This window comes from Chitinophaga sp. CF418 (genome assembly GCF_900142925.1).
Taxonomy (GTDB): Bacteria; Bacteroidota; Bacteroidia; order Chitinophagales; family Chitinophagaceae; genus Chitinophaga.
Genome location: NZ_FRCN01000018.1, coordinates 148751 through 174089, shown reverse-complemented (window position 1 = coordinate 174089; position 25339 = coordinate 148751). Strand labels below are relative to the sequence as shown.

At 45.9% G+C, this 25339-nt stretch carries 21 protein-coding genes; 11 read left to right on the top strand and 10 right to left on the bottom strand.

What is annotated here, in order from left to right:
- From F3I09_RS34245 to F3I09_RS31355, 7 genes are all read right to left on the bottom strand, one after another.
- Positions 1-446: hypothetical protein (locus F3I09_RS34245; protein ID WP_223233449.1), on the bottom strand; the 446-nt coding region annotated here is incomplete at its 3' end.
- Positions 447-455: 9 nt separating this feature from the next.
- Positions 456-1721, bottom strand: a complete 1266-nt coding sequence (kynU, locus tag F3I09_RS31380; protein WP_149699008.1) for a kynureninase — start codon at positions 1719-1721, stop codon at positions 456-458.
- 113 nt (positions 1722-1834) lie between these two features.
- Positions 1835-2620, bottom strand: a complete 786-nt coding sequence (locus F3I09_RS31375) for a TIGR00266 family protein (protein ID WP_149699007.1) — start codon at positions 2618-2620, stop codon at positions 1835-1837.
- A 174-nt stretch (positions 2621-2794) separates the two neighbouring features.
- On the bottom strand, positions 2795-6358 hold the full coding sequence (locus F3I09_RS31370; RefSeq protein WP_149699006.1) for an efflux RND transporter permease subunit: 3564 nt from the start codon (positions 6356-6358) through the stop codon (positions 2795-2797).
- Between the two features lie 17 nt (positions 6359-6375).
- Complete coding sequence (locus F3I09_RS31365) at positions 6376-7482, bottom strand: efflux RND transporter periplasmic adaptor subunit (RefSeq protein WP_149699005.1); 1107 nt, start codon at positions 7480-7482, stop codon at positions 6376-6378.
- Positions 7483-7517: 35 nt separating this feature from the next.
- Positions 7518-8885, bottom strand: a complete 1368-nt coding sequence (locus tag F3I09_RS31360; protein ID WP_188134032.1) for a TolC family protein — start codon at positions 8883-8885, stop codon at positions 7518-7520.
- 13 nt (positions 8886-8898) lie between these two features.
- Positions 8899-9510 carry a TetR/AcrR family transcriptional regulator gene (locus F3I09_RS31355; RefSeq protein ID WP_149699003.1) on the bottom strand — a complete coding sequence of 204 codons (612 nt, stop codon included), beginning with the start codon at positions 9508-9510 and terminating at the stop codon, positions 8899-8901.
- A 326-nt stretch (positions 9511-9836) separates the two neighbouring features.
- Between F3I09_RS31355 and F3I09_RS31350 the strand changes: the two genes are divergently transcribed.
- From F3I09_RS31350 to F3I09_RS31320, 7 genes are all read left to right on the top strand, one after another.
- A complete protein-coding gene (locus F3I09_RS31350; protein WP_149699002.1) occupies positions 9837-10475 on the top strand; it encodes a DUF502 domain-containing protein in 639 nt (212 codons plus the stop codon).
- 76 nt (positions 10476-10551) lie between these two features.
- Entirely contained in the window at positions 10552-11496 is a 945-nt protein-coding gene (locus F3I09_RS31345; protein ID WP_149699001.1) for a zinc dependent phospholipase C family protein, read from the top strand.
- A gap of 184 nt (positions 11497-11680) precedes the next feature.
- Positions 11681-12751 (top strand): 3-phosphoserine/phosphohydroxythreonine transaminase, encoded by a 1071-nt coding sequence (gene serC, locus F3I09_RS31340; protein ID WP_149699000.1) that lies wholly within the window; start codon positions 11681-11683, stop codon positions 12749-12751.
- A 144-nt stretch (positions 12752-12895) separates the two neighbouring features.
- Entirely contained in the window at positions 12896-14137 is a 1242-nt protein-coding gene (locus F3I09_RS31335) for a DUF1015 domain-containing protein (protein ID WP_149698999.1), read from the top strand.
- 268 nt (positions 14138-14405) lie between these two features.
- Positions 14406-15608, top strand: a complete 1203-nt coding sequence (locus F3I09_RS31330; protein ID WP_149698998.1) for a lipopolysaccharide assembly protein LapB — start codon at positions 14406-14408, stop codon at positions 15606-15608.
- Positions 15609-15648: 40 nt separating this feature from the next.
- Positions 15649-17307: a phenylacetic acid degradation protein PaaN gene (gene paaN, locus F3I09_RS31325; protein ID WP_149698997.1), complete on the top strand. Its 1659-nt coding sequence runs from the start codon at positions 15649-15651 to the stop codon at positions 17305-17307.
- Between the two features lie 15 nt (positions 17308-17322).
- Positions 17323-17985 carry a YceI family protein gene (locus F3I09_RS31320; RefSeq protein ID WP_149698996.1) on the top strand — a complete coding sequence of 221 codons (663 nt, stop codon included), beginning with the start codon at positions 17323-17325 and terminating at the stop codon, positions 17983-17985.
- 72 nt (positions 17986-18057) lie between these two features.
- Here F3I09_RS31320 and F3I09_RS31315 read toward each other — a convergent pair whose 3' ends face one another.
- Together F3I09_RS31315 and F3I09_RS31310 are read right to left on the bottom strand one after the other, a co-directional pair.
- Positions 18058-19875: a serine hydrolase gene (locus tag F3I09_RS31315; protein ID WP_149698995.1), complete on the bottom strand. Its 1818-nt coding sequence runs from the start codon at positions 19873-19875 to the stop codon at positions 18058-18060.
- A 76-nt stretch (positions 19876-19951) separates the two neighbouring features.
- Positions 19952-20320: a helix-turn-helix domain-containing protein gene (locus F3I09_RS31310; RefSeq protein ID WP_149698994.1), complete on the bottom strand. Its 369-nt coding sequence runs from the start codon at positions 20318-20320 to the stop codon at positions 19952-19954.
- Positions 20321-20524: 204 nt separating this feature from the next.
- Between F3I09_RS31310 and F3I09_RS31305 the strand changes: the two genes are divergently transcribed.
- The 3 genes from F3I09_RS31305 (at position 20525) to F3I09_RS31295 (ending at position 23334) form a co-directional block, all read left to right on the top strand.
- Entirely contained in the window at positions 20525-21652 is a 1128-nt protein-coding gene (locus F3I09_RS31305) for an alpha/beta hydrolase (protein ID WP_149698993.1), read from the top strand.
- A gap of 126 nt (positions 21653-21778) precedes the next feature.
- Positions 21779-22528, top strand: a complete 750-nt coding sequence (locus F3I09_RS31300; protein WP_149698992.1) for a carboxypeptidase-like regulatory domain-containing protein — start codon at positions 21779-21781, stop codon at positions 22526-22528.
- 215 nt (positions 22529-22743) lie between these two features.
- Positions 22744-23334 carry a carboxypeptidase-like regulatory domain-containing protein gene (locus F3I09_RS31295; RefSeq protein WP_188134031.1) on the top strand — a complete coding sequence of 197 codons (591 nt, stop codon included), beginning with the start codon at positions 22744-22746 and terminating at the stop codon, positions 23332-23334.
- Positions 23335-23411: 77 nt separating this feature from the next.
- On the opposite strand, the gene F3I09_RS31290 is transcribed toward F3I09_RS31295, so the two are convergent.
- Positions 23412-23774 (bottom strand): hypothetical protein, encoded by a 363-nt coding sequence (locus F3I09_RS31290; RefSeq protein WP_149698990.1) that lies wholly within the window; start codon positions 23772-23774, stop codon positions 23412-23414.
- A gap of 399 nt (positions 23775-24173) precedes the next feature.
- Here F3I09_RS31290 and F3I09_RS31285 point away from each other — a divergent pair, with 399 nt between their 5' ends.
- Positions 24174-25334, top strand: a complete 1161-nt coding sequence (locus F3I09_RS31285) for an iron-containing alcohol dehydrogenase (RefSeq protein ID WP_149698989.1) — start codon at positions 24174-24176, stop codon at positions 25332-25334.
- The last annotated feature ends 5 nt before the right edge of the window (positions 25335-25339 follow it).

Sequence of the window (25339 nt, the reverse complement as noted above, 5' to 3'; positions counted from 1 at the left end):
CCACGATTGTAGCCGCCACCACCGCCACCGCGGTCGTAACCACCACCACCGCCGCCGCCACGGTCGTAACCGCCGCCGCCGCCACGATTATAGCCACCACCACCGCCTTCACGGTTATAGCCGCCACCGCCTTCGCGATTATAGCCACCATCATTATCTCCACGGTTGTAGCCACCGCCACCACCGTAGCCTCCATTGTCGCGTGGACGATATCCACCGCCACCGCCACCATCACGATCCCCACGATTGTAACCGCCGCCGCCTTCACGGTCAGAGTTAAAAGGTCTGTCATTGTCCCGGTTATAACCGCCGGGTCTACCCTCTCTTTCACTATTAAAATCGGGTTTGAAGTAACCGCTTGGTCTCTCCTTATTGGGATCTTGGTCTTTGTCTGCACCAGGAGGAGAGTAGGGCCTGCGGGGGCGTTCGTTTCTCTCAAAAGTCATCTTACTTAATTAAGCGTTTGAATCAATATTAGCTATGATTTCATAAAAATGAAATACGTCTCCATAAGAGTTATATAAGGGCGCCGGTGAAATGCGAATTACTCCGGGTTCCCGCCAGTCGACGATTATACCGGCGTCAGTCATCTTTTGTTGGATTTCTCTCCCTTTTTCATGGAAAAGCAAAGATAATTGAGCACCGCGTTCCTTACAATTTTTTGGCGTAATTATTTCAAATTTTATGTTTTCTATATGTTTTAACAGGAATTCAAGATAATTGGTGAGTTTAATGCTCTTATCTCTTAAAGCTGCCATCCCAGCGGACTCAAAAAGTTCCAGTGAGGCTTTTAATGCTACCATGTTAAATACCTGAGCCGTGCTAATTTGCCAGCCTTCTGCACGGCTTTTGGGTTTAAAACCCTTCTCCATTTTAAAACGGGTACTTTCTTCGTTGCCCCACCAGCCACCTAGTCGTTGCCGGTTTGTATCACGGGCATGTCTTTCATGTATAAATGCTCCACCTACAGCGCCGGGGCCTCCATTTAAATACTTATAAGAGCACCAAACGGCAAAATCTACTTCCCAGTCATGTAACTTCAAAGGTACGTTTCCTACTACGTGTGCCAGGTCGAACCCAGCGACAGCCCCAACTCTATGGGCTGCTTCCGTAATGGACTGCATATTAAACAATTGGCCGGTATAATAGTTTATTCCCCCCAATAATATTATTGCTAAGCTACTACTTTCCCGCGCAATAATCTCAAAAATATCTTCCTCTCTTATTAAATATTCACCTGGCCGGGGAGCTACTTCTATTATCGCTGTTTCCGGATCAAAACCATGCATCCGTACCTGTGTTTCAACAGCATATTGGTCGCTGGGAAAAGCCCCAGCCTCCATCAATACCTTAAACCGCTGCTTCGTCGGCCGGTAAAAGCTCATCAATAACAAATGCAGATTTACTGTAAGCGTATTCATTACTGTCAGCTCTTCCTGGCTGGCTCCGACAATACCTGTTAACGGCTTGCTGCAATATTGCTGATAATAAAGCCATGGATTCTCCGCATTCCAATATCCTTCTACTGCATGATGCTGCCAATCAGTCAATTCCTGTTCTATGGCTGGTCTTACTTTTTTGGGCTGTAATCCTAAAGAGTTTCCGCAAAAATAAATCGCATCCTTTCCATGTCTCTGAGGGAAATAAAATTGTTCCCTGTGCGTCTTTAATGGGTCCGATTGGTCCTGCTCTTCAGCAAACTGCCTTGATAGTTCAAACATATTTCAAAATTCCAGGTTTCTCTTACCCGATCCCGTTTATTCCTGTACTCTACTTAAAAAAATGAGTACTTTTCCCTGCCTGGGCAAACGGAACCGCTATAACGTGTATCCAATCAATCTCCGTCCAGTAAATTGCCTAACCCGCCCAATATACTACCTTCCTCCTTGCGCTTTCCGGTACCGTAAGAAACCAGTCTCGCGGCCATTCTGCTGATAGGTAAGGATTGTATCCAGACTGTACCCGGACCTCTTAATGTGGCAAAGAACAAACCCTCGCCACCGAAAACCATATTTCTGATTCCTTTTACAAATTCAACGTCAAATTGTACACCTGAAGTATACGCTACCACACATCCCGTATCAATTTTTAATACCTGCCCGGGCAGTAACTGCTTCTCAATCACCATCCCCCCAGCATGCACAAATGCCATACCATCTCCTTCCAGCTTTTCCATAATGAAGCCTTCCCCGCCAAAAATTCCGGTTCCTAGCCTTCTCTGCCATTCTATGCCAATACTAACACCTTTCGCTGCACATAGGAACGCATCCTTCTGACAAATTACCCTGCCGCCCATCTGGGCCAGGTCCATCGGAATGATCTTACCGGGATAAGGAGCCGCAAAACTAACCTTCTGCTTGCCATTGCCCACATTGGTAAATGCAGTCATGAACAAGCTCTCCCCTGTCAATATCCGTTTACCGGCTGACATTAATTTACCTAAAAGCCCCTGATTAGATTGTGAACCATCCCCGAACATTGTTTGCATCTGAATATCCTGGTCCATCATCATAAAGCTGCCGCTTTCAGCAATAGCAGTCTCCTGTGGGTCCAGTTCTATCTCGACAATCTGTATTTCTTCGCCATAGATACGGTAATCTATTTCATGGTTGCGTCGCATAGCGTATTGATAAATTTATCAGGTTAACAATAATGGCTCTTGCACATCAAAAATAAGTAATTGGAATTGCAGTCAATTGTTAAAGTTTGTTAAGGTGTAAAAAAAAGAAACCGTCCCGTGGATACGGGACGGTACCTGTTAAACCTACAACTGTTACACTGTATATAGTGTGAACTAAACTCTTTCGTGTATCTTCTTGTCTTGATGATGCCTCTGTACATGCGGCTTTTCCACCTCATCCTCCCCATTCGGGAAGAAATGATAAGGTTTGGGCGATACATATGCCGGATCATGCATCCTGCGTACGTCTTCCTTCTTCATCGCCAGTTTCAGCCCCAGTACCAGAAAAGGCACATATTTCATGACGCGTGGCATTTTGTAATGGTCCAGTACATCAATGGAACGCTTGTTCATGGCGTACATCACCGGTACCAGGATCAGGGTCAGGAAAGTGGCAAAAACCAGTCCGTACACCATCGTCCAGGCCAACGGGCCCCAGAATGCTACGTTATCACCTCCAAAGAAGATATGTGGCTCAAATGAGGAGAATAAGCTGGCAAAGTCAATATTAAAACCTACCGCCAGCGGTATCAGACCCAGGATCGCTGCAATCGCTGTCAGCAATACCGGCGTCATACGGGTTCTTCCCGCCTCGACTACCGCTTCATATACCGGCATCTTCTGTTGCACCAGCAGGTCGGTGAACTCTACCAACACTATACCGTTACGTACCACAATACCCGCCAGCGCCATAATACCCACACCGGTCATTACTATCGAAATATCCATTCCAAAGGTGGCAAAGCCCAGGAACACACCAATGATCGAGAACAATATCTCCATGAAAATAACAAGCGGACGTCCGATAGAGTTGAACTGCGTCACCATGATCATCAGAATCAGACCAAAGGCGCCCACCATCGCCAGCCCCAGGAAGTTGGAAGTCTCCTGCTGGTCTTCCTGCTCACCCGTCATTTTCACTGTAATACCCGGCGATTTCGGGAAGTCGTTCAACGCTGTCTGGATCTGCTGTACTACCTCATTGGTATTATAGCCGGTCAGTACGTTGGAATATAATGTTACAACACGCTTCTGATCGATACGTTTGATACTCGCATAAGTATTGGAGTATTTGATATCTGCTACCGCGGATAATGGCACCTGACGAATCGCTCCCGCCATATTCATGTCGCGGTATACGATGTTCAGGTTCATCAGGGTATTGATATTGTTACGCTGATCTTCCCTGAACCTTACCATGATCTTGTAATCATCTTCCGGATCACGGAACTTGGATGCCTCCTGCCCATACAACGCCGTACGCAATGCCATACCGATAGTAGTAGTGGAAATACCTTCTCTGTTGGCACGCTCACGGTCAATATTCACCAATATCTCCGGTTTGTTGCTCTGGAAGTCTGATTTCAACTCTTCCACCCCTCCAATCTGCAGAGAGTCCAGGTAACGTTTTATCTTTTCAGAAGCTGCAGTCAGCTCTTCAAATTCGTCACCGGCAATCTCAATGTTGATCGGCTTACCGGTTGGCGGACCACCCTGCTCCTGCTCTACTGTAATATCTACACCCGGAATACCCCTCACCGCCTTACGGATCTTATCGAGGTATTGTACGGTTGAATTTCCGTTACGTTTACCAAATTCCACAAAGGCTACTGTTACCTTACCCTTGTGCGGCTGCACACTCATATCCATCTGGGAAGGATCGCCTGCACCTACTGCTACGTTGGAGATGATAGACTCCACGATCGGGTTCTTCTGACCTACTACGGCAGTGATCTTCTGTTCAATAATATGTGTGACTGAGTCTGTGTACTTCTGGTCAGTACCCATTGGTAACTCTATGTAAGTATAGATAAAGTTCGGATCTGCCTGTGGGAAGAACACTACTTTGGGACTACGGATCACAGTCAGCATGATACTGAACACCAGCAATCCGAAGGTGCCCACCAATATCCATATAGGACGCCATCCTACAAGACACCATTTAAGGATACGTTTGTATCGCTCCTGCACACGTGGCCATACGTTGCTCTGGAAACGGCGGGCTACACCACCCAGCCAGAAGCGCTCAAGTACGATCATCAGGTACAGGAATACAGTAAAGTTGCCCATACCGAAATTCCCGGCTGCATACCCCATGAGTGCGATAACCGCAAATATGATGGTAAGTATCACGAACTTCTTGTTAAACGTCGGCTTAGGATGATTCTCCCCCTCATGACGATCCATGAAGTCAACCGCAAACACAGGATTGATAATATAAGCTACGATCAGTGATGCACCGAGTGTAGTGATCAGCGTTACCGGCAGGAAGAACATAAAGCTACCGATAATGCCCGGCCAGAACAGCAACGGGAAGAACGGCGCCAATACAGTCAGCGTTCCGGAGAATACCGGCAGGAACACCTCTCCTGCAGCCACTTTCGCTGCCCTCACTATACCCAGGTCCTTTCTTTCGTAGAAGATACGATGCACGTTTTCGATCACCACGATCGCATCGTCCACCACAATACCCAATGCGAGCAGGAAGGAGAACAACACCATCATGTTCAGCGTAAATCCATATGCAGGCATCAGCAGGAAAGCGATGAACATAGAGATAGGCACTGACAATGCCACGAATATCGCATTCACTGCTCCCATGAAGAACATCAGGATCACCGTTACCAGCAGGAAGCCGATGATGATCGTATTGATCAGATCATGCAGGGTAACACGTGTTGAATTGGATTGATCTGCAGTAATAGTCACATCAAGACCTTTAGGCAGATAATCCTTCTTCATATCATCAATGATCAAACGGATCTTGTCAGAAGCATCGATCAGGTTCTTACCACTTTGTTTTATCACGTTCAGGGTGATCACATTCTTTCCATCCAGACGCGCGTAACTTTCCTGTTCCTCAAAACCATCCACCACTTCGGCGATATCTTTCAGATACACCACAGCGCCCGACATACTGCGTATAACGATATTACGGATCTTGGATGCATCTTTGTATTCACCTTTTACACTCAGGGTACGCTTCTGTCCATCCATGGATACCAGACCACCAGAGATTGTGCGGTTCTCCATTGCGATGGCATTCGCCACATCATCAAAGCTGATCCTGGCCGCATCCATTTTGTATTTGTCTACATTGATCTGGATCTCTCTTTCCAATGCACCGACAATGTCTACACGGGTGATCTCGTTCAAAGCCTCGATACGGTCCTGCATTTCGTCTGCATACTTTTTGAGTGACTGCAGGTCAAAGTCGCCGGAGAGGTTCACGTTCATGATAGGTATCTGCGATACGTCTATCTTGATGATCTGTGGCTCCTGTGTAAGGTTATTGGGCAGGTCTTTCTTCGCATCATCCACCTTCTCGCGCACTTCCTGACGGGCGGTTTCCATATTCTCACTGGCGTCAAATTCAATGGTGATGGCAGAGTAATCCTGCATGGAAGTACTCTTGATAGATTTCACACCAGAGATACCACCCAGTTGTTTTTCGATGGGTTTTGTCACCAGTGTCTCCATATCTTCAGGAGCAGTACCGCTATAAATGGTACTGATATAGAACTGGGGGAACACTACCTCCGGAAACTGTTCCTTCGGCAGGCTCTGATATGACAGGATACCTGCAAGGGCCAGGATAAAGGTGGCAACATAAATGCTCACCTTATTATCTATCGACCAGCTGGTGGGTTTAAATTCTTTATTCAGATTGTCTTGCATAAACCAGTTTTAGAGTATTAAAGCTGGATAAGGTCATTATCGTTCAAGCCCTGGTAACCGATAGTCACTATCTGTTCACCAGCCTGCAGTCCGTTCTTGATTTCAGCCTTATCATTATAAGTGCGTCCCATTTCGATCTCTCTTCTCTTAGCGATTAATTTACCGCCCTGGTTCTGGGCCAGAATCACGTAAGGTTTACCGAGGGAATACTGGATAATGTTCACAGGTACTACTACTGCTTTGGGCGCTACATAATCCACGATCTTCAGACGTACGATCATATTCGGGCGCAGTGCAGGATCATTCTGTAAAGGTATTTCCACTTTGATAGTGCGGCTTACCGGATCAATTACTTTTGAAGCAAAGCCTATTTTTGTACGGATCTGCTTATCAATATCCGGGAAGTCCAGTACCACCTGATCGCCGGTTTTCACCTTACTGGCGTAGGCTTCAGCAACATTTGCAACTACACGCAGGTTGCTGCCATTTACCACACGGAAAGCAGCGCTACCAGGAGCCGCATTATCACCCAGCTTAATGATCACCGCATCTACGGTACCATTGATAGGAGATATGATCCTTGCCTGTCCCATCTGGTCCTGCAGGGTAGCTATTCTCCTTTCGAGTGATTCTTTCTGGTTCTTTGCATTCAGGTACTGTACTTCGGAGCCGATCTTCTGATTCCAGAGGTTCTGCTGTTTCTGGAACATGGTATTGGCCAGGTCCAGCTGAGTATGCAGTTCCGCCATATTGGCCCTCAGTATCTGATCGTCTACCTGGGCCAGCGCCTGTCCTTTGCTTACAGTCTGGCCTTCTTTTACATGTATGGCAGTAACAATGCCAGGCACTTTGGAAGACACGTTCACGTTCTCTCTTGCATCTACGCTTCCCTGTACATCTATGTAGTGTTCAAATAGGATATCTTCCACGGCGGTTACTACCACTGATTTCTTTTTTTGTTCAGTAGTATCCGTTTTCTTAGTACTCTTCTCCAGTGTGGCAATCTGCTGTTTCAGATCTGCCTCCTTCTTTTTAAGTTCCGCCAGTTTGGCCTCAGGCGAAGGCTCGCCGCAAGCGGCCATAAGAGCGACGATCAACAGAGCGGGACGATATATCTTGGACATATAATAAAGAGTTAATAGTTAGTTGTAGTATTAGCTTACAGTTTTCCGTATGCTTTGAGGTAATCCACTTTCGCGATCGCAGCATTGTACAATGCGTTGAAATAATTGTTCTGTGCGGTGAGCAATTCATTTTCTGCAGTGCTCATTTCCAGACTGGATCCTACCCCTTCACGATATTTGGTCTGCGTGGTATTGTATACTTCCTGTGCCAGCTGCATGTTACTTTCCTGCGCTTCCAGTGTCAGGATATTATTCCGGAGATTGGAAGTGGATTGTGCCTGTTCCATATCAATACCGAGTTTAGTATTCTCCAGGCTGATCTCAGCTTTCTTAAGCTGCAGGAAAGCCTGATCTTCTTTGCGTCTGCGCTGTAAACCACCGAAGATGGTGAATGACAGGTTTACACCATATCCTACATATCCATACCAGGTCTGACGGTTGAAATAGTTGAACTCATCACTCGCACGGCTCATACCCGCTGTACTGAACAGCGATAGCGTAGGCAGTACTCCCAGTTTATAGCGCTTCAGATCGTATTCGTATGCTTTCCGTTGTGCCTGCAGCAACTGGTATTCGATACGCTGTGAATAATCAAACTGCTCTGCAGCCGCTGCAGATTTAATCTCTGCAGTTGTCAATGTATCTGTGAGGGTGATGGGTTGTTGAATGGGCATCCCCATCTGATATTTCAACGAAGCAACCCCCACTTCTGTTACATTACGGAGCTTTGTTTCTTCTGTACGGAGGTTGGTGAGTTGTACTACCAGCCTGTCTACATCCAGCTTTTCAACAAGACCGTTCTTATAGATCTCTTTGGTTTCACCCAGTAGTTTTTCCAGGTTGGTGATGTTATTGGTAAGGATGTCCATGGCACGGCGTGCGGAAAGCACATTATAGTATGCCTTATACACGTTCACCTTTACATCGATCTCAGATTTCTGTACACTCTTGGCAGCAAGCTGCTCCAACGTTTCCCGGGCCTGCAGGGCTACAAGCACGCTGGGATCGAACAACACCTGTTTCAGCGTTATTTCACCGATCACATTGAACTTCAGTCCGAATGAGAAAGGCACCAGTGTACCTTTGGGTACAGTGTCGCTGAAGTTGGATGCATCAATCAATTGCTTCTGTACAATCGGGTTATGCTGAAAGGTTCCTGAACCAGCCAGGTTGGGTAGGGCCAGGCCGCTTACTTCTTTGTTCTTGGCCAGCTGGATGAGCTCATCCAGTTTGGCGGTACGCACAGTGGCCTGATTGGCGAGCGCGTAGTCGACTGCCTGTTTTACAGACAGTGGGACATTGTCCTGCAGCGGTGGTTTTGCGGGCTGCTGGGCCATCCCATAGTGAAAAATCAGCAGCAGCAGTAATCCGGTCAATCCTGCGTGCTTTTTGTCAAGTTGCATAAAGGTCATTGGTTTATTTCTGTAGTTGTAGTTTGTTCTCTTCCACGCGTTTATACCCTTCAGGTGATACCAGGCCATACAGGAAATGTTCCAGCACGATGCACTGCACTTTGCTCATATCGTATTTCCCATAGGGAAAAAACTCCGGCTGAAAACATAACATGGAGGTGGCCATGCGGAACTGTGTCATAATTCCAATGTCGAAGTCTGACCGGTACAATCCTTCTCGCACCCCTCTCTCAAGATTCTGTCTTACGGTTTTCTGCATATTGGTGTTCATATATTCCTGGAACACCTGGTAGGCCTTGGTATGGTACTTCTGAAGATCGAACAGGATAATCGGGTTCATGTTACGGAAGCTCTGGTCTATCATTTTCATGACCAGGAACAGTTCGTCAATTGCGTTTGAGGCCTTCTCCTGGTTCTCATTACACTCCTTATCCATTCTGTTGAGGTAACCACTGATGGCATGTACCACCAGTTCATCCTTATCAGCAAAATGTGCATACAGGGTCTTTTTGGACACTCCCATGCGCTGGGCAATATCATCCATTGTGATCGAGCGTGTTCCGAATTGACAGAACAGACTGAATGCAGTATCCAGAATACGTTCCTGTATTTCCATTTTGTGATTGTATGTGCGTTCTTGTTTTTTTTAAATACTTGTAATAACGGCGGTTTTCCGTCCTGGCTTCATAGTTTTCTGGTGGTTCTCCAACTGATTTGCGATGCTGGAACAAAACTATGGAAACTTTTTAAACCGCAAAAGTTTCCAACGTAATTATTTTTAATATAGTTATCCAGTACATTGCCCCTTATTTGATAAAGCATTGTTTTACAGGTTTGTATAGATCCATTCTAAAGGATAAAATAAACGATGTAACTTTGACGCCGTCAGATATTCAATTTCCTGGGGTTCCCGGATTATTCAGGTATTTGCATTTAAACAATATGTCTCCTAAAAAACGTCTTAGGCTTCTGGCGGCCCGCATATTACGGTATTTCTTCCAGGGCTTATTGATATTGGCCCCCATTGGCGTTACCGCGCTGACACTATACTGGGTTTTCATCACCATTGATAATATTATTCCCAGAGACATCGTACCCCTGGAAACTCCGCTGAGATACCTCCGTTATAAGGGGGTAGGCTTTGTGCTGGTACTGGTACTGGTGATCACGGTCGGCTATCTGAGCTCATCCTTTATTGTGAGCCGCATTTTTTCGTTATTTGACCACCTGCTGGAAAGGACACCTTTCATTAAATACATATACACCTCTGTCAAGGATGTCTTTGATGCCTTTGTAGGCGAGAAAAAGAAATTCGACCATCCCGTGCTGGTGCAGATCTATGGCGTAGATGTGTGGGAAATGGGCTTCATTACCCAGGCAGATGTATCCAGTCTGGGCCTGGAAGGATATACCGCAGTATATGTACCCCATGCGTATGCCATCACCGGGAAAGTATTTATGGTGCCTGTCAGCAAGGTAAGACCGCTGACAAATGTTTCAGCCGGTGAGGCCATGAAGTTTGCCGTGAGCGGCGGTGTGACGAATATTGAGGTGCATGAGAAAAAAGAAGTACACGCTTAATATCAACATTTTTATCTAATATTATAACGGAGCCAACAGGCTCCGTTTTTTGTTAGCCATATATTCAAAAACAATCATGCACCAAATCTGCTGGACTATAAGTCTGTTAACCATCCTTTCCCTTCCCGCCCATGGCTGGGGTTTCTTTGCTCATCAGCGCATTAACCGGCTGGCGGTATTTACATTACCTCCGGATATGCTGGTATTCTACAAACCCAACCTGGAATATCTCGCCACACATGCCACAGATGCAGACAAAAGGAGATATATCATTCCGGAAGAAGGCCCGCGGCATTATATAGATATCGATCATTATGGGCAAACGCCTTTCCCCGAACTGCCGCGTTCCTGGCAGGAGGCAGTACTGCGCTTTACGGCAGATACATTGAACAGGTATGGCATCCTGCCCTGGTATATCGGACAGATGATGTCCAGGCTGACACAGGCCTTCCGGGAATGTGACGCTGACCGGATCATAAAGCTCAGCGCCGATATAGGCCATTATGTAGGCGATGCACATGTACCATTACACGCCTGCTCCAATCATAACGGGCAACTGACAGGACAACAGGGTATCCACGGTTTGTGGGAATCCCGAATCCCCGAATTGATGGCAGATAGAACATTCCGGTACTGGACAGGCAAGGCAGGTTATATAAAGGATATCAGCGCCCACACATGGCAAATGGTCTTGCAAAGCGCCATGGCAGCGGATACTGTGTTGAAGGTAGAAAAGATGTTAAGCGAAAGGCGCAGCTCCGGCAGGAAATTTGCGTACGAAAAACGCAATGGAAAACTGATACGAAATTACGCAACAGCTTACGTAAAGAATTATCACGCTATGTTGGGGGACATGGTAGAACGTCGTATGAGGGACGCAATCAGCACTACAGCCAGCTATTGGTACACCGCCTGGGTCAATGCCGGCATGCCAGCCTTAAATAAGCTACAACACTGCAACGTAGCAGATGAGCCTCTTCAGCAACAGGTAACAGACATGATCGGCAGACAGGAAGGCTAAAAACCTCTTCTCAATTAATTTCGATTTTAAAAAAATATAAATTATCTTTGTTAGTACTATCTTTTTAGCCTTATCCTACACGCGTTCAGCATCATAAGTGAAATGCCATACTTTTTTTTCCATTCCTCTGACAAAACCAAACAAAGTGGAACAAGCTAACAATTTATTTAACTTAGAACGACCTATGAAGGTGCACAATTTTAACGCAGGGCCTTCCATATTGCCGAATGAAGTGCTGTACAAGGCCAGTAAAGCTTTGATTGACTTTGAAGGTTCAGGAATGTCAATTTTAGAAATAGGGCATAGAACACCGCTGTTTCAAGCTGTACTGGATGAGGCAAAGGATCTTGTAAGAGAGCTGATGCAACTCGATGATGACTTCGAGGTGCTTTATCTTCACGGAGGTGCGAGTACGCAGTTCATGCAGATACCCATGAACCTCCTTGAAAATGATGGTACGGCTTCTTATATCGATACCGGCGTATGGAGCAATAAGGCAATCAAAGAAGCCAAACTGTATGGCTTCGTGGATATAGCTGCCAGCTCTAAAGAAAGCAGTTATAATCACATCCCCAAACAGTTTAATATTTCCCCGCAATCTTCCTATCTGCACATCACCACCAATAATACCATCTATGGTACGCAGTGGCAGAAGATCCCGGAAACAACTGTTCCACTGATAGCGGACATGAGTAGTGATATTCTGAGCCGTACAATGGACTTTAACAAGTTCTCTCTCATCTATGCAGGTGCACAGAAGAACATGGGGGCTGCCGGTACCACACTCGTTGCTGTTCGTAAAAGCATACTGGGTAAGGTAAGCCGTAAGATCCCTACCATTCTGGACTACCGCAATCATATTGAGAACGGTTCAATGTTAAACACCCCTCCCGTATTTGCTATCTACATCTCCATGCTCACACTCCGCTGGCTGAAAGACCAGGGTGGCGCGGCTGCTATGGAGAAACAGAACGAAAAGAAAGCAGCACTGCTTTATAGCGAGATCGATCAGAACCCGCTGTTCCGTGGTACCGTACAGAAGGAAGACCGGAGCCGTATGAACGTATCGTTCATTATGGATAAACCTGACCTGGAGGAAGAATTCCTGAAATTCTGCAAGAAAGAAGACATTGTAGGCATCAAAGGACACCGCCTGGTAGGTGGCTTCCGCGCCTCTCTATATAATGCCCTGCCTTATGAAAGCGTGGAAGTACTGGTGGAAGCCATGAAGTACTTCAGCCTGAAAAAGGCATAGTAATTTAGTAGATAGTAATATCATATAAACAAAGGGTCCTGTTCAGCACAGGGCCCTTTGCTTTTTTCAGCAATCTAAACACAGACAAGTACTTAGACGGGAAAAATTAATTAGTTACTTTTGCGGCCTAACAATTTTAATATCATGGCAATCATCAGACCGTTCAGAGGACTAAGACCTACTCCGGAACTTGCAGACAAAGTAGCTGCACGCCCTTACGATGTGCTTAGCGCAGCAGAGGCCAAAGCAGAAGCTGCCGGTAACCAGTACTCGTTTTACCATGTTTCCAAATCGGAAATTGACCTTCCGGAAGGTATCGATGTACACAGCCAGGCTGTATATGATAAAGCCGCAGAGAATCTGCAGAAATTCATCAAAGAAGGAACCCTGTTCCACGATAATGCTCCCGCCTATTACATCTATCGCCTTATCATGAATGGGCGTACACAGACAGGGCTGGTGTGTGCATCATCCGTATCTGATTATAACATGGGTATTATTAAAAAACATGAATTTACGCGTCCTGATAAAGAACTGGACCGTATCAACAATATTAAAACCACCCGTGCACAGACAGGCAATGTGTTCCTGGCCTATAACGACGTTCCTGAAGTGAACTCCCTCATAGAGCATTGGGTACATGCTCACGCACCAGCGTACGACTTCACCGCTGCAGACGGTATCCAGCACACCGTTTGGGTAGTGAATGAAACTGCCGCTATCAATGAGATCACTTCTCTTTTCGCTTCCAAAGTACCTCACACTTATATTGCCGACGGCCATCACCGTGCAGCGTCTGCATCCCTGGTACAGAAGGAATTTGAAGAAAAACAGATGATCTCTATGGATGACTCTGCCAATTACTTCCTGACCACCATCTTCCCTGCCAGCCAGCTGGTGATCCTGGATTATAACAGGCTGGTAAAGGACCTCAACGGATTGTCCAAAGATGCGCTGCTTTCCCGCCTGGAATATGACTTTACCGTAGAATCTATCGGTCACCTGCCACAACAGCCCTCTATGCTGCACGAGTTCAGCATGTACCTGGAAGGCACCTGGTACCGCCTGGTAGCCAAAGAAGGCACCTATACCACAGATCCTATCGGTATCCTGGATGTGACCATTCTCTCCAATAATGTCCTGGACAAGATCCTGGGTATTAAAGACCAGCGCACCGACAAGCGTATTGACTTCGTAGGCGGTATCCGTGGCTTGCACGAGCTGGTGAAAAGAGTGGACAGCGGTGAAATGAAGGTCGCTTTTGCCCTTTATCCGGTTACTATCCAGCAGTTGTTCGACATTGCAGACAGTGGCAATGTAATGCCTCCGAAAAGCACCTGGTTCGAACCTAAACTGCGCGACGGGCTTATTTCCCAGACGATTTAAATTTCTTTACCATACGTTATAACGCCTGCCGGTAAGTACCCGTACTTCCTGGCAGGCGTTCCTGTTAGTACCCTATCAATCGCCTTAAGATGGCCTTGATATTCAATAGGACCTATAGCCTATAGGCGCTTTACTATAGCTTTATAGGCACTGTTCTATAGCCAACGCTATACAAAAGCCATTGTAATGCAGGACTAGAGAGCCTATAGGCTATAGTCTCCACCGAATCGCAGGCGAAGCCCGCCCCTTTGAAGTCATTTTAACCAGAATGCCTGAGAGAACAAGCAGAGAACAAGCAGAGAAGACGCAGAGAAGAAACAGGGCTTTCTCCCAGCCCTTCTGCGTGTTTGGCACATTTTTTCTTTATTTTTACAGCAAACGTCTGACAGGCATGAATATGAGGGCATCTTTATTGAAAATGGGCTTATTTACGGCCATATTATTTTCATCCGTAATAAGTGCGTCCGCCCAGGATGCGCGGGAATTGTATACTACAGCCACAGGATTTATACGTGACGGCGACTATTCCAATGCTATCCTGGTATTGAACCAGGCATTACAACAGGAGCCGGACAACATTGAGTTCAAGAAACAACTCGGCTTTGCCTACTATCTCCAGGGAGATATGAACAAAGCCAGGAACATCATAGAACCCCTGCTGAACAAGAAAGAAGCTGACGAACAGACTTTCCAGATAGCGGGGAACATTTATCAATCCAGGCAGGAATGGAAAACAGCCCAGAAGCTGTATGAAAAGGCCTTGCGTAAATTCCCGGAAAGCGGGGAACTGTATAATGACAACGGACAGTTGCTCATGTTCCTGAAAGTATTTGAAGGAGGTATGGGCAGTTACCTGAAGGGCATAGAAAAAGCGCCTAATTTCTCCAGTAACTATTACAACGCCATCAAGGCTTATGCGTACATGAACAATCCTGTGTGGGTGATCATTTATGGGGAGATATTTGTGAACCTGGAAAGCTACACCGCCCGTACGGCAGAAGTAAGGAACCTCCTGCTGGACGCTTATAAATCTTTGTACAACGATCCTACCCTGCTGGCGAAGGCAATAGAAGAAGAGAACGATCAGAAAGGCAGAAAGAAATCAGGCCCTGACTTCATCAATTCCTACAAAGCTTCTATGGGTAAACAGGCCAGTGTGGTGATGTCAGGCATTGATCCGGAAACACTGATCATGCTGCGTACCCGTTTCCTCCTGGACTGGTACAACTTTGCCGGTGTAAAGTTCCCGTACGCACTATTTGACTTTCAGCGTAGCCTGTTGAAACAGGGTATGTTTGAAGCCTATAACCAGTGGATCTTCGGCCCGGTAGCCAATCAGCCGGCATATAGAGCCTGGACCACCATGCATAAAGCAGAATATGACACTTTTCTGCAATATCAACGTAATCACCCATTGAAACTAAGACCGGACGAATATTACAATGACAACAAGTTTTCATTGGCCAGGTGATTGGACCATTTAACAGGTAATCAATCCACAAATTCCACATATGTTTAACATCAAGCACCAAAACACAATTGAAAGCGCCGTAAAGGCGAATCATGAACGGGCTTTCTATTCGCAGTACCCGGAACACCCTAAAGCCTATGGCGAAAATGCAGCAGAGCAAGGCGAAGCCCGTTATAAGGACCTGCTGCAGAAGCCTTATAAGCAACTGCTGCAAACAGGAGAAACTACCTGGGCGGGAGAAGAAGTATCTCCTTTTACCCAGGAATCCCTGGGTATCACCTATCCCCTTTTCACCGCTGATGAGCTGGTGAGCAGGGCGATAGCCGCAGCTCCGCAATGGCGTAACACACAGGTAGACGTACGTGCCGATATCCTGGTAGAAACCCTGGAGAGTATCAAAGAGCGCTTCTTTGATATCGCTTATGCCACTATGCATACCACCGGCCAGAGTTTCATGATGAGTTTCCAGGCATCCGGCCCTCATGCCAATGACAGGGCCCTGGAAGCGATCGCCATGGGGTACTATGAAGGTAACCGCTACCCCGCTTCCCTGCTCTGGGAAAAACCCATGGGTAAGACCTCCCTGCAACTGAAAAAGAATTTCCGGGCTATTCCCAAGGGCGTAGGACTGGTGATCGGCTGTTCCACCTTCCCGGTATGGAATTCACTACCCGGCATTTATGCCGACCTGGTAACGGGCAATCCGGTGATCGTAAAGCCACACCCTAAAGCCATCCTGCCTATTGCCATAGTGGTAAGCGCTATCCAGCAGGTATTGCAGGAAAAGGGCTTTAGTCCTAATCTCTGCCAGCTGGCGCCAGATACTTCCGCTGCCCCTGTCACAAAGATGCTGTGTGAACATCCCGGCATCCAGCTGATAGACTACACTGGCAGCAGCCAGTTTGGGAATTATGTGGAATCACTGTCCAACAAGACCGTTTTCACAGAAAAGGCCGGAGTCAACTCCGTTATACTGGACAGCGTAGCAGATATTGATGCCGTAATGCAGAACCTGGCATTCTCCGTGTCTCTCTATTCCGGACAAATGTGTACCGCTCCACAGAACTTTTTCATCCCCGCAACGGGTATTACCACCGCCGGGGGTAAACTTTCCTTTGATGATGTGGTACAGAAATTCAGAGATGCTGTTGTAAGCCTCGTAAACAACCCTAAAATGGGCGCAGGTACACTTGGAGCCTTACAGAACGAAAACACGCTGGAAAGGGCCCATAATGCCGGCAAACTGGGTGCAAAAGTAATCCTCGAAGGACAACCGCTGGTGAATGAAGAGTTTACCCATGCACGTGGTTGTACGCCAGCCATACTGGAAGTAGGAAGTGCGGACAAACATATCTTCGAACAGGAATTATTTGGCCCGGTTTTGTTGCTGATAAAAACAAAGGATACCAATGAGTCTATACAGCTGGCCCGGCAGATGGCACAGCAGCATGGAGCCATTACCTGCGCTGCCTATACAACCAGCCCGGAAGTGAAAGAAAAGATAACTGAGGAGATGAATAACGTATTTACACCAGTATCATTTAACTTTACCGGATTCATCTGGGTAAACCAACACGCGGCATTCTCTGATTTTCATGTGACGGGAGGTAATCCTGCGGGAAATGCGAGCTTCACCAACCCGGAATTCATACTAAGAAGATTTGTGTGGGTAGGAAACCGGGAAGTGGCCGGTAGCTGACCGAATAATTTGTTTATGAAATATATACTTTCCATCATGCTGATCATTTTTGTGGCTGCCTGCGAACAGGCGCCCAAAGCTGATAAAGCAACCATTACAGAAGCTCATCCGGTAAAAGAGAGCGAAGGCAGCCCATACAAGGTAGATACCGTTAACAGCGAGATACAGTGGATCGGCACCAAGCCTACCGGTAAACATATTGGCCTTTTTAAGGTACAGGAAGGAAAGCTGTTGGTAAAAGACAAGGTTATTACCGGCGGAAATATCATTATAAAAATGAATTCCCTCGAAAATATAGACCTGTCTAAAACAGATACTATCCTGAAGCGTAAACTGGAAAACGAGTTGAAAGGTCCGCTGTTCTTTGATGTGACCAAATTCCCGGTAGCTACCTTCGAAATCACCAGTGTATCCGATTTTTCTCCTTCTGTAGGGAATGAAGTATTAATGAAGAACGCAAATTATACAGTACAAGGTAATCTGACCATCAAGAATATCACTAAAAATATCTCCTTCCCTGCTATCATCAAGTTTGAAAACGGCGTGATAACAGCCCTGGCCAACTTCAATATTGACCGGACCCTCTGGGGAATGACCTACAGAGCGGACAAATCCATGCAGGATAAGCTGATCAATTCTGCTGTGAATATTGAGTTCAGGCTGAAAGCAATGAAATAAGATGAAGTAGTTATAAATAGCAACGGCCGCGAAGATCTTCGCGGCCGTTGCTATTTATAACTACTTTATTTATCATTTCTTCTTCTCTGCCTTGAACCTTCCATTTGGCTGAATGGATGTCAACCCCGTCACTTCTCCTTTCTCATTTACACTGAATTCTATCGAAAAGCCGCTCACATCTTTCAGGCTGAATTTATCTTTTTCAACAGGCACCAGCGTATAGTCTGTTTGTCCTGGTACATCCAGCATCAACTGACTATCTCCTTTGATATGAACAGTTGCTTCCATGCCACCGAATATATATATACCGATGTACTTCTGTAATGTTGTTTTACCAAGCGGCAGGGCTTTCACTGTTCTGTTGAATATCACAGGATCCTTTACGTTGAGGTCTGCTTCTGCACTGGCAATATCGCCGTTGATATCGGGATTGAACTTTACCTTTGTGCCACCTTCCGTACTGTCTATACCCGTTTCTTTATCTACGGTATATGTCTGAAAAACATCGTAGGAGACGTGTTTAAGATACTCCTTGCTCTCCGGCAGTAATACAAACAATGAGTCGTTCTCCATAATCACTTCAAACTTACCAAAAGCATTACTGGTATAGTTACCGGTATAATCCTTCAGATCTTTACGGATCACATCTGCACCCTTCACCCTGGCAATAGCTGTATCTTTCTTTTTATCGTCCTTTTGTTTCGCTCTCATGTCATTCAGCTTCTTCACTGCAGTATCATTCCAGGCATAGTATTTCACCCCTAATAATCTGTCTGAGAATATGTTTCTGAGAAGGGATGGTACCCGGGAACCGCTTTGATTGCTCAGGATAATAATACCGATGCTGTCAGAAGGGTAAAAGCAGGTACTGGCGGAAAATCCATCTATATTACCGCCATGTTCCACCAGGTAATGTCCATGATAAGTAGACAACATCCACCCCAGGCCATAACTGCCTCCATGTATATCTGGCATCTCTTTACCGGGCCTGCCACCGCCGATTGGCATCTGCGCACTGGTGGCTTCTGTCACATAAACCGCAGGCAGTACCTGTTTTCCGTCTAACTTACCCCCATTGATCCAGGCCATCACCCATTTAGCCATATCATTCACACAGCTGTTGATACTGCCGGCAGGGCCTATAACGGTGATATTCTTATACGGTACCTTTTTAATCACACTATCTTTTACAACATCATATCCTAAGGATGCATCTTCCATTTTAAAGCCTGCCAGGGAGGTAGTGCTGTGGGACATACCCAGACTATCGAAGATGCGCGTCTTAATGTTCTCCTCCCAGCTTCTGCCAGTCAGCTTTTCAGCCACAACTCCCTGTGCCATGAACATAAAATTGTTGTACTGCCACTTATACCGTAATAGTTCGTTAGGCACCATATACCGGATGCGATACAAAAGGGAGTCCCTGGTGGTAGCGCCGAAATAATACCAGGACAGGTCATAGCGGGACAAGCCGGTACGGTGGCTCATCATATCACGTAGGGTGACATGCGCATTCAGATCGTCATTGTTGAATACAAGCTCCGGGAGATATTGACGTACAGGGGTTTCGAAATCCAGCTTACCTTCCTGCCTTAACACGCCGAGCAGGCCGGAAGTAAAAGCCTTGGTACAGGAGCCGATGGCAAAAACGGTGTTGGGCGTAACGGGCAGTTTTTTCTCATAATCCCGGTAACCAAACCCTTTGGAATAGATGATCTTATCCTTCTCCACGACGGCGATGGCGACACCTGCGGCGTGCCAGTCCTGTAAGACCTTCTCCACGATCTTGTCTATACCGGCAAAACGTTGTTGCTGCTGTTTATCAGTAGTTTGAGCGCTGGCGCAGAGAGAGGCCAGCAAGAGGCTTAGATACAGGCTAACTCTTTTCATTGTGGATGTTTAGTTAGCCTAAAATAACGAAAGATTACTTAAATCCGTAGTTCTTCATAACGTGGACGCCAACTGCTCAGGCAGAGAGGGCCTTGTCTTCGTAAATCAGACTTGAAAAATCACATAGTTTACTTAACAGATTACACAGTTCTACACCATGTTCGGTCAGTGCGTAGGTCACTTTGGGGGGCATGCCCGGAAACTGATGACGGGTAATTAATCCGCTTTTTTCCAGGGTTTTCAGCCTGTCTGATAAAATATGGTCGGTAATATAGGCCAGCTCTTCACGGATACCGGAAAAACGGTTATTACCTTCCTCTATGCAAAAGAGGACGTCTGTAGTCCACCGCCTGCTCATTGTAAAGAGCAACTCATTCAGCGGACATTTACTTTCCAGGTAAGACTGGTTCTGGAAATTTGATGAATTCGTTTTTCTTTCAGCCATATACACACATTTTTTTATACGATTCCCTCAATTTACTGCGATTGTCTTAGAAGTCAAAGCGGTTTTGGATGGATGGCTGGACGGCTGGAAAACGCTTCATTCGTATCTTTACGCAAAACAAACCATCTGACAATAAAGCCGCCCTTATACGCTTGTTCCGGCAGGAATGGCAGGCAGGCATTATCTGTGCAGTAAAAATTGAATATGATCCGTTTGACATTAATTTTCATCGCTTTCCTGGTATCCCTTTTAGCCGTCTTTAGAGCGCCTACCTATCATTTATGGCTGCTGGCAATTGGTGTGGCCGAATTTGCGTGGGTATTTATCACGATCACCTTTGTACTACTGGTGGCGGGGTTCATTTCCACGAAATATCAGCTGGCAGGTACCTTGCTGGGAATCATCACCCTCTTTATACTCCTTTCCCCCATTTTCAGGGCCTATGTAATGGCTAAAGAGCTGCCTGCAGCAATGGATACCGCCCTGGGAGAAAATGATCATAACAGCGGCATACCGCCATTCAGCCTCCTGACCATGCTGACAGACTATCCGCAGCAACCGGTCCCTTCGAAGACACTTACTTACCGTAAGGATGACCTGCCTTCTTCCACACTGGATTTTTATCCGGCGCAACGGCCAGGCCTGCGGCCCTGTGTAGTCGTGATACATGGGGGTTCCTGGAGCAGTGGAGACAGCAAACAATTACCAGAACTGAATAATTACCTGGCGCAGGCAGGCTACCATGTAGCATCCGTCAATTACAGGCTGGCGCCTGCTTATCGTTGTCCTACCCCGATAGAAGATGTATACACCGCCATGGACTACCTCCGCGAACATGCGGCGGTTCTTCAGATAGATACCAGCAACTTTGTGCTCCTTGGCCGCTCCGCCGGAGCACAGATCGCATTGCTGTCGGCATACCGTCAAAAGGTACCAGGACTAAAAGGCGTCATAGATTTCTATGGCCCGGCGGATATGGTGTGGGGATACTCCCTGCCGGCCAATCCCCTGGTGATGGATTCGCGTAAAGTACTGGAGAATTACCTGGGAGGTACTTACAGTGCTGTCCCGAACAATTATGCCGCCAGTTCACCAATAGAATTTGCGGATCAACATGCGGTGCCTACGCTTATTATACATGGAGAGAACGATGTACTGGTGGCTTATGAGCACAGTATACGGCTTAATAAACGATTGAGCAGCAATGGTGTTAAACATTTCTTCCTTTCCCTGCCCTGGGCCACACATGGATTTGATTATAACCTGAAAGGTCCGGGCGGACAGCTGTCTACTTATGCGGTGGATAGGTTTCTGCGGAATGTAACACGATAATGTTCAGATATTTGGGAAGTCCGGGGATAAAATCTCCGGACTTTTTTTTGCTTTCTTATGCAATTTGAAAGTTTCCTGCATCCTATAGCTGTATAGACCACTGTCCTTATCATCCAAAATATTTGTATGAAAACACAAACATCAATTTTCCTGTCAATCCCCCAACCCTGCCATGAATCATGGAATGAAATGACACCTGTTGACAAAGGCAGGTTCTGTCAGAGCTGTCAGAAAACAGTGACCGACTTCTCAACGTTAAGTGACGCACAGCTTATTGAATTATTGAAGAGTAAACAGGCAAGTGCATGTGGACGCTTTGCTGCCAGCCAGCTAAACAGAGTGATTAATGCACCAGTTACCGAGAAACGCCGCAAACCTTTTACATCAATTGCAGCTGTTGTTGCAGCACTGAGCATTACAATGCCTTCTGTGAAAGCCGAAGCTTTCACAGCTAAAGTAGAACAAACTGCAAACAAAGAGGACAAGCCAACCACATATGATGTTGCGTTGGAGGATTCAACTGGCTTCATTTCAGGTGTAGTAAAAGCAGATAGGGATAGCCTGCCGCTGTATCGCGTAACTATAAAAATAAAAGGTACGAATACAGGAACAGTGACAGATCAATCCGGAAGATTCAGGTTACAAATACCGAATGATTTTAAGAAAAAAGTGATGATGCTTGAAGTGACATATATTGGGTATGAAATGAAAACTGTTAGAGTTAATTTGAAGAAGACTATCAAGCCAATTAATATACACCTCACAGAAGAGATGATCACATTAGGCGGGGTGGGTATTCGCTTCATTACCGATGATAAAGAAAAACCCTCTTTATGGGAAAAATTCAGTGGTGCAGTGAGAGGTATTTTCAGTTAATAGTCAGCTCTTTCGTTGATGATTTTATACGGCAATCAATTCACTAATTGTTATATAAATAGTTAGCTTTACCGACCGTTACTTCTTATATGAAAAAGATCCCGCTTATTATATCTATCCCTACGCCTTGCCATGAATCATGGGAAGCAATGACACTTACGGATAAAGGCAGATTCTGCCAAAGTTGTCAGAAGACAGTAACAGATTTCTCAGGCATGAGCGATAAAGAGATCATTTCTTTCCTCAATACAACCCCAGGTAATATCTGTGGGAACTTTCGTCAGACACAGCTGAACAGAGAGATTAGCATGCCTACCAACTCACGCCGGCGGCCTTTATTATCTGTTGCAGCGATTGTGGCAGCATTGACTGTTGCTATTCCATCTGCACAGGCGAAAAGTAAAACGGAAAAAATACAAATAACACCTCACAACGATGATGCTGTTATGGTATCACAACAATCAGATACCATATCGCGTATTACAGGTATTGTAAACGATTGGACACACGAGGTTCTTATCGGGGCGGTTATCAGGATAAACACGCTGTCAATAAGTGCCGTTACAGATACTTCAGGAAGATTTGAAATACAGCTGCCATCAGGCATCACGGAAAAATCTGTTAGGCTGACAGTACATTATGTCGGCTTTATGACACAGGAATTTATTATTTCATTGACAAGTGATCGGAAGACTGCTGATGACCCGATGTTATGTATTACTATGGAGCCCACAGAGAAGGGAGGAATAAGAAGAGCTCCGTTGTGGTATCGCTTAAAATACAAAGTAAGGCACCTCTTTCGTTAATATATTTTACATGTAGGAATTCCGTATTGACTAATAAACATCTATGATCGCTTATTTGCTAGCTTGCTGTTTAAAAGCTACTGCCCATCCGGCACAAAATTAATATCCACTCCCTCCTTAAAAGCCACATACACTCTTCTCCACGGCTGATCATCGATCAGCTCCCATTTATGGCCGGTACCATAAGTATCCATAGCAATCAGCACTTCTCCCGGTCTCAGGGTAAACTGCTCCCCCAGATAGGTCTCAAACAATAAAGTACCGGATAAGGTAATGACATATTGAGTGGTTGGGGCAGGATGCCAGTCATAGGTAGAACGCGGGGCTGTTTCGTTGAACATGATAGAATCTGCTTCTTTTACGTCCCGGTGCGTTACTGTTCCTACAGTAAAATGAGAATGTCCGTCTTCGCCTGTGTATAGTTTATATGCTCTGATCATAGTCCTTGTATCCTGTTTTCATGCACAAGATAGAACTGTTAAATCTAAAGTTTTGCTAAAATCAGGAACATTCTCAGTGTATTTAAACTGCCAAAACTGCTCAATGAAAGAAAGGTCATCAACAGATGCCCATATCGACACATAATTGATTAAGTCAATATTTTATCTTATTAATAATCAAATAATAGCAAAGTAATATAGCAGCACTCCAAGACGCATAATTGACGATGTCAAACATAGACTTCTCGTCAATATGTCATATTTTGAACAGGCCCCTACCCTATTTTTCACCTGTCTTCAACTATTTATTATAGTAGCATGTTAATCATAATGCACACGGTTTTACATTTACTTTGTGTCAGGAAGAGCTATACAGATATCTTAACAAACAGCGTCCACATGTTAAATTTTGAATTCAGGAACCCAACGAAGATCTTATTCGGCAAAGGACAGATTGCCAATCTCCCAAAGGAAATCCCTGCCGGAGCAAAACTATTGATGCTATATGGCGGCGGCAGTATTAAACAGAATGGTATTTATGATCAGGTAAAAGATGCCTTACAGGGATTTACCGTACTGGAATTCAGCGGCATTCCCGCCAATCCGGAATATGAGGTATTACTGAAAGCCCTTAAGGTGATCAAAGAGGAAAAGATCGACTTTATGCTGGCAGTCGGCGGTGGATCTGTTATTGACGGCGTGAAATTCCTTTCGTCTGCCGCCCTTTATGAAGGCGACAATCCCTGGGATATACTTTCCAAAAAGATCGTTACCAAAAAAGGATTGCCATTCGGCACCGTCCTCACATTACCGGCCACAGCTTCAGAAATGAACTCCGGGGCAGTGATCAGCAGGAAGGAAACACAGGAGAAATTCTCCATGGGGGGCCCCGGTTTATTTCCGCAGTTTTCCGTTCTGGACCCACAGGTGGTGGCTTCTATTCCTAAACGTCAGCTGGCCAATGGTATTACGGATGCTTTCACACATGTACTGGAACAATACATGACCTACCCTACCGGCGCCATGCTGCAGGACAGGATCGCGGAAAGTATCATGCAGACACTCATAGAGGTAGCCCCAAGAGTCATAAAAGATCCTTCTGATTACGATGCAGCGGGCAATTTTATGTGGAGTTGCACCATGGCCCTCAATGGCCTGATACAGAAAGGAGTACCTACCGATTGGGCCATACATGCCATGGGACATGAATTGACCGCCATGTTCGGAATAGATCATGCCAGGACACTGGCTATTATTGCGCCCTCTCATTACCGCTACAACTTCAACGATAAAAAAGAGAAACTGGCCCAATATGCTGAACGCGTCTGGAATGTAACAGCCATGAGCCTGGAAGAACAGGCTACCGCCGGTATAAAGATGACGGAGGAATTCTTTCATTCCCTGGATATAAACACAAGACTGTCCGAGTACACCGGATCGTATGAAGGAACGGCTCAGATCATCTCCCGGAGATTCACAGAAAGAGGTTGGAACGGCTTAGGTGAAAGAAAGACATTAACTCCCGACGATGTTGAGAAGATCGTGGAAATGAGTTATTAATGAAA

What these genes read in the sequence shown, in the direction of transcription:
- kynU (WP_149699008.1), bottom strand. Translation starts at nt 1,721, where the DNA reads ATGTTTGAACTATCAAGGCAGTTTGCTGAAGAGCAGGACCAATCGGAC.
- F3I09_RS31375 (WP_149699007.1), bottom strand. Translation starts at nt 2,620, where the DNA reads ATGCGACGCAACCATGAAATAGATTACCGTATCTATGGCGAAGAAATA.
- F3I09_RS31370 (WP_149699006.1), bottom strand. Translation starts at nt 6,358, where the DNA reads ATGCAAGACAATCTGAATAAAGAATTTAAACCCACCAGCTGGTCGATA.
- F3I09_RS31365 (WP_149699005.1), bottom strand. Translation starts at nt 7,482, where the DNA reads ATGTCCAAGATATATCGTCCCGCTCTGTTGATCGTCGCTCTTATGGCC.
- F3I09_RS31360 (WP_188134032.1), bottom strand. Translation starts at nt 8,885, where the DNA reads ATGCAACTTGACAAAAAGCACGCAGGATTGACCGGATTACTGCTGCTG.
- F3I09_RS31355 (WP_149699003.1), bottom strand. Translation starts at nt 9,510, where the DNA reads ATGGAAATACAGGAACGTATTCTGGATACTGCATTCAGTCTGTTCTGT.
- F3I09_RS31350 (WP_149699002.1), top strand. Translation starts at nt 9,837, where the DNA reads ATGTCTCCTAAAAAACGTCTTAGGCTTCTGGCGGCCCGCATATTACGG.
- F3I09_RS31345 (WP_149699001.1), top strand. Translation starts at nt 10,552, where the DNA reads ATGCACCAAATCTGCTGGACTATAAGTCTGTTAACCATCCTTTCCCTT.
- serC (WP_149699000.1), top strand. Translation starts at nt 11,681, where the DNA reads ATGAAGGTGCACAATTTTAACGCAGGGCCTTCCATATTGCCGAATGAA.
- F3I09_RS31335 (WP_149698999.1), top strand. Translation starts at nt 12,896, where the DNA reads ATGGCAATCATCAGACCGTTCAGAGGACTAAGACCTACTCCGGAACTT.
- F3I09_RS31330 (WP_149698998.1), top strand. Translation starts at nt 14,406, where the DNA reads ATGCCTGAGAGAACAAGCAGAGAACAAGCAGAGAAGACGCAGAGAAGA.
- paaN (WP_149698997.1), top strand. Translation starts at nt 15,649, where the DNA reads ATGTTTAACATCAAGCACCAAAACACAATTGAAAGCGCCGTAAAGGCG.
- F3I09_RS31320 (WP_149698996.1), top strand. Translation starts at nt 17,323, where the DNA reads ATGAAATATATACTTTCCATCATGCTGATCATTTTTGTGGCTGCCTGC.
- F3I09_RS31315 (WP_149698995.1), bottom strand. Translation starts at nt 19,875, where the DNA reads ATGAAAAGAGTTAGCCTGTATCTAAGCCTCTTGCTGGCCTCTCTCTGC.
- F3I09_RS31310 (WP_149698994.1), bottom strand. Translation starts at nt 20,320, where the DNA reads ATGGCTGAAAGAAAAACGAATTCATCAAATTTCCAGAACCAGTCTTAC.
- F3I09_RS31305 (WP_149698993.1), top strand. Translation starts at nt 20,525, where the DNA reads ATGATCCGTTTGACATTAATTTTCATCGCTTTCCTGGTATCCCTTTTA.
- F3I09_RS31300 (WP_149698992.1), top strand. Translation starts at nt 21,779, where the DNA reads ATGAAAACACAAACATCAATTTTCCTGTCAATCCCCCAACCCTGCCAT.
- F3I09_RS31295 (WP_188134031.1), top strand. Translation starts at nt 22,744, where the DNA reads ATGAGCGATAAAGAGATCATTTCTTTCCTCAATACAACCCCAGGTAAT.
- F3I09_RS31290 (WP_149698990.1), bottom strand. Translation starts at nt 23,774, where the DNA reads ATGATCAGAGCATATAAACTATACACAGGCGAAGACGGACATTCTCAT.
- F3I09_RS31285 (WP_149698989.1), top strand. Translation starts at nt 24,174, where the DNA reads ATGTTAAATTTTGAATTCAGGAACCCAACGAAGATCTTATTCGGCAAA.